At 39.7% G+C, this 4,426-nt stretch carries 4 protein-coding genes; all 4 read right to left on the bottom strand.

The window, feature by feature from the left end; genetic code table 11:
- Nucleotides 1–88 precede the first annotated feature (88 nt).
- The 4 genes from CAG69_RS22315 to CAG69_RS10070 all read right to left on the bottom strand — a co-directional run bounded on the left by CAG69_RS22315 (nt 89) and on the right by CAG69_RS10070 (nt 4,358).
- Entirely contained in the window at nt 89–1,129 is a 1,041-nt protein-coding gene (locus tag CAG69_RS22315; protein ID WP_202600745.1) for a hypothetical protein, read from the bottom strand.
- A gap of 150 nt (nt 1,130–1,279) precedes the next feature.
- Entirely contained in the window at nt 1,280–1,885 is a 606-nt protein-coding gene (locus CAG69_RS10085; protein ID WP_161444037.1) for a hypothetical protein, read from the bottom strand.
- Between the two features lie 138 nt (nt 1,886–2,023).
- On the bottom strand, nt 2,024–3,019 hold the full coding sequence (locus CAG69_RS10080) for a hypothetical protein (RefSeq protein WP_045392332.1): 996 nt from the start codon (nt 3,017–3,019) through the stop codon (nt 2,024–2,026).
- Between the two features lie 664 nt (nt 3,020–3,683).
- Nucleotides 3,684–4,358 (bottom strand): DUF4145 domain-containing protein, encoded by a 675-nt coding sequence (locus CAG69_RS10070; RefSeq protein WP_161444035.1) that lies wholly within the window; start codon nt 4,356–4,358, stop codon nt 3,684–3,686.
- Nucleotides 4,359–4,426: the final 68 nt, after the last annotated feature.

The following is a 4,426-nucleotide window of genomic DNA, read 5'->3' as shown; positions in this document are numbered from 1 at the left end:
ATACCGATGCTTCCGCATACCACCTTAAACGCTAAAACCAACGCATAGCAAAAATGCCACGCGTTGCGAATCACTCTTAAACAGTTTGTTATACATCATTTACTGTGACTTCGATAACCTGAGCTTTTGCCTGCAGAAGCTCATATGCAGCTCTAGTTTTCTTTACAAAAGCTATGTCTCTAGAAAAGATGAAGTCTGCGAAACTGCCTATTGATGCATGCCCAGCATCACTCATAGCAGCAGTGAACCTTTTCTCTTTTTTCATTTTCGAATCTGGGTGATAGCCAACAATATTTAGTACATTGTATATCGATGTTATTTTTTCGAAGAGGTACATTTCTCGGTTGTAAATAGGGTTCAAGCTAATGCCGTAGAATTGCTCAATGGTGAAATTTAGCCCAACATAACCGTCAACATATTTATGTGCTTCCCATATTTGCTCAAGAACGTTTGGTGGCTCAATGTTATTGAGTTGAACAGGACCAATGCCAGTACTTTCCCTGTAATCACTCACTCCTGAGTAATTACTTTCGTCTGAAACATGCTTACGTAACTCTTGTGAGGCTTGCTTAAGTGCTTCATCATGTGACTTTTTTAGTTGTAGTGTATAAGCAGATACTTGCTTGATAATCTCAGGGGAAAATTTCTGAACTTCATCCACGCTTACCAAAGTCTGAATATGACTTAATAAATTATCAAACGCACCAATTTGCTCATTATTTATATCATCAAAAGTATCTCCGAGCCGACCACCATAGAATTTTAGTAGTGATTGAGATGTCGATTTTTCCAATTGCTCATAAACTGGCTCAGTGTTTTCGCAATAATTCCTGAACGCATCCACAGGCTTCGTGATACTTATCCTTGCATCACCGGTAAATTCGAACTGAGGAGTTAGCGCTAACCTTAAATGCATAGCCTCTAGGTCATCTAATACATCCAAGTAAAGCGAACCATTTTCGCCAGTCCGTCTTATCTCCTTGAGGTTTTCGTCTGAGTATAGAATCTGGAACTTTTGCCGAAGTTCTTCTTTGAAGCTCAATGAGGGATTTTTTACTAATAAATCCAAGATATTATGATCAAGGTAAGCTGTTGGCTTTCCCTGATATGTAGGAACAGAATTTTTCACCTAGCCATCCTTTGATGTATAACGCCGCATTAAGGTGTGAGCAACGCTACCACGAAACTTAACCATACCACCGTAAACACAAAACCCAACGATGGAATGAAAAATGCCATGCGTTGGGAATCACTCTTAAATGCTTTGTTAGGCTTTTTGTTACCACAATCGCCTTTTCTCTAACGTAGTGCCCGTTAATAGCTTGTAGGAATCATTTAAGTACCCATAATAATCAGCTTCTTCTTCAGACAAGCCACATAAGAAGCCATTTGTCATTTCAGGTGTAGGCGCAAGATCCTCACCGCTAAGGTAGTCTAAAAGTGTATCTCGGTAGTGATTTAATTCTCTAGTTTTAGTATACGTTGCACTGATCGCTTCAAATAATTCTTCATCAAGTTCAGCTATCGAGACTAACAGCTTTTCATAGACAGAAAAGTCGAACCGGAATATTCCAGAGCCAGAGTGCCCGTCTTCAAGTTCGGCATGATAATGCTCCATACCATTCCGAGCGATAATCAATGAGTATTCAACTTCTTTTTTTTCATCTGTATACTCTTTGATCTCTTTTAGTACATTGAAAACCGTCAAAAGAGCCCAATGATTCCGTTCTAGTTCTTCTGCTAGAAGTAACTTGATTGCTCTAGTTTTCCTTTGTTTTTCGCGATATTTTTTAACAAGATCAACGCATTCTCTTAGAATAAAGAGTGATATAGCTACCACAACTGTTACTGGTAGCAATGTACCTATCTTATGTAACCAATCCATTCATGTACTCCTCGATCATGAATATTAACGATGGAAAGCCTAACGCCGCATTAAGGTGTGAGCAGCGCTTGGCTATACTTGAGCGAAGCGAAAGCGCCAAGCGTTGCGAATCACTCTTAAATGCTTTGTTATAAGCAATTATTTGCCTACTTTGTCTACAGCTTTCTTTGCAAGATCTAACAGCTCTGATGCTGGTAAGTCTTTCTTAGGATTCGACTTTTCCAAGGTCGAGCTTGGGTTGAAATCAATTGTGTTAATTGTTGTTTGTGCAAGTTGAACAAGTAACGAGTCTTTCTCATCACTTTCAGCGAGCTTCTCAATTTGGCGCTGGTGCCCTACAAAGGTTTTAGTTACGGCTTCCTTATGAGCGTATTCTTGCTCAAGGCGCTTGTTCTGTGCCTGTTGCTTGCTGGCGAATAGAGCTAGCCATATCAATGGACCAAAGACCATTAAGCGTTTACCTAAGTCGTACAAATACTGAGAGCCTTGGCTGGAAATTGAAGCAGCATCTAAGCCAAGATAGATCATGAAACCAATAGTTAAGATGAATAAAATAGCCCAACCATTTTTAGGCAACTTGTATGAATCTTTTTGGTCTTGGAATGCTTTAGCAAGTTCAACATTTGTGGCACCAGTAAGCGCCCCTTCAATTTGAAGTAAAAGTTCTTCCGCTTTAGTTTTATTGGTTTTTAGACTTGATTCATAATCTTTTGCCAAAGTTTTTAGCTTTGACTCTAACCCGTCATTTTGGTGACCATATAACAGCTCGGAAGATTGATTGAAGGACTTCATCAACGCATAGCATTCATCGTATACACCCTTGATATCAGTGTGTATAGATTCAATGCTTGGGACTAGACCGTCATGAGAATTTGTTATTAGCTCATATTTTTCTTCTGTATTCTCTAACAGAGCGCTAATTTCTTCTAGTTTTTTGTTTGCTTCTTCTCTGGCGTTTAGTACCTCAGACTGAATTGAAATACCATCATCATCGTCTTCCAAAAGAAGCACTCTCATTTCTTCAATTTGATCACGCTTCTCTCTAATTTCAGCAATTAGGGTTTCAAATTCGTCTTTGATTTGATTACGTAGACGAGTAAATGAACTTTTTTGACCACTACTTAAACTTTCCATTACTACATACTTTCCTAAAATTGCTTATAACGCCCAATTAAGGTGTGAGGCACGCAATACCGATGCCACCGCATACCACCTTAATCACTAAAACTAACGCATAGTAAAAATGCAACGCGTGCCGAATCACTCTTGAATTGTTTGTTAGTACGCTGCTATTAAACCTTGTGGTTTGCACCAAGATATTGAAATATAGCACGAAACTTGTGGCTTAAAACGCTGAAGCTAAAGGGACAACTGCGAAACTAGAACTCAACCTCAAAACGCAAGTTGGCTAGAAGAAAAACACGCCAAACTACCCTATTTTGACTAGCTTCAAATTAGCAAAGGATTCGGTCGCCGAACATTGACAGCCACACCAAAAGTAATCAAGTTTATCTCAAAAGCCCCCACGAAAATGAAGAAGCGCCAAAGAAATAGACTAAGAGTTAGAAACCGTAAACGGTGAAATCAACGCGAACACAACTCATATAGTGCCACCGGAAAGAACGTGAAAGGCACACTTGACCAGGTGTAAAGCTAAGAAAAGAAACCGATAAACTCCAAAAAATTTTACCTTTGATGCCAATCCAGTACTAACGCCGCATTAAGGTGTGAGCGGCGCTTGGCTATACTTGAGCGAAGCGAAACTGCCAAGCGTTGCGAATCACTCTTAAATGCTTTGTTAAGCGTCACTTACTTTCGACTTCGCATCACTTGCTTCTGCACTCTTTCTAGGAGCTTCAGGAGTTAGCTGATATAAGCTTTCTAGTTCTTTAGGCTCTGAGATACCTTTTTTAACGATAAAATTAAGAAGTTCAAACATTTTCGATGCTACATAATCAAAATCTTCATCAGTCATTTCCCCAGGGTGGACTGCATTGTTTCCAGTAATTCTAACCGTGTCGGCTACTTTCACAACCAATGGAGGAAGTACATTTTTAGCCGCAAGTTGACGAATATCTGTGTTTATGTTCTTTCCATCTTCACCTAGATGTTTACACAATTTCTGTAACCCCAAACGAAGCAAAGCAGCTGAGCCTCGAGGAGACTTTGAAAATATCCTTGCAGCTTCAACATAGTCTTTCTTTACGTCTTCCGGCATATCATCCTCTGGAAGAGCTGCAGTACCAAAATCTGGATATATCAGTTCTCCCGCTTTATCTTTGCGTCCTAACTGACCGTTGACATAATCCGTCACCCTCCATAAACTCGGCTGCTTACAGCACGAACATCGAGCTTCATAGTACATTGTCGAGTGATTATAACTAGATAGTTTTTCCCAAGTCATATGCGCAAAGACCCCACACAAAGGACAATGAAACCCATCTTTATTAAACTCTGGAACAACAAACTTCATGTTTATTACTTCTCCTATATGACGCTTAACGCCGCATTAAGGTGCGAACAACGCTAAAACACCTAACC

This window comes from Vibrio sp. V43_P6S15P86, from assembly GCF_009904725.1.
Lineage (GTDB): Bacteria > Pseudomonadota > Gammaproteobacteria > Enterobacterales > Vibrionaceae > Vibrio > Vibrio diabolicus.
The sequence above is the reverse complement of the archived record's forward strand: the minus strand, read 5'-3'. Positions and strand labels throughout refer to the sequence as shown.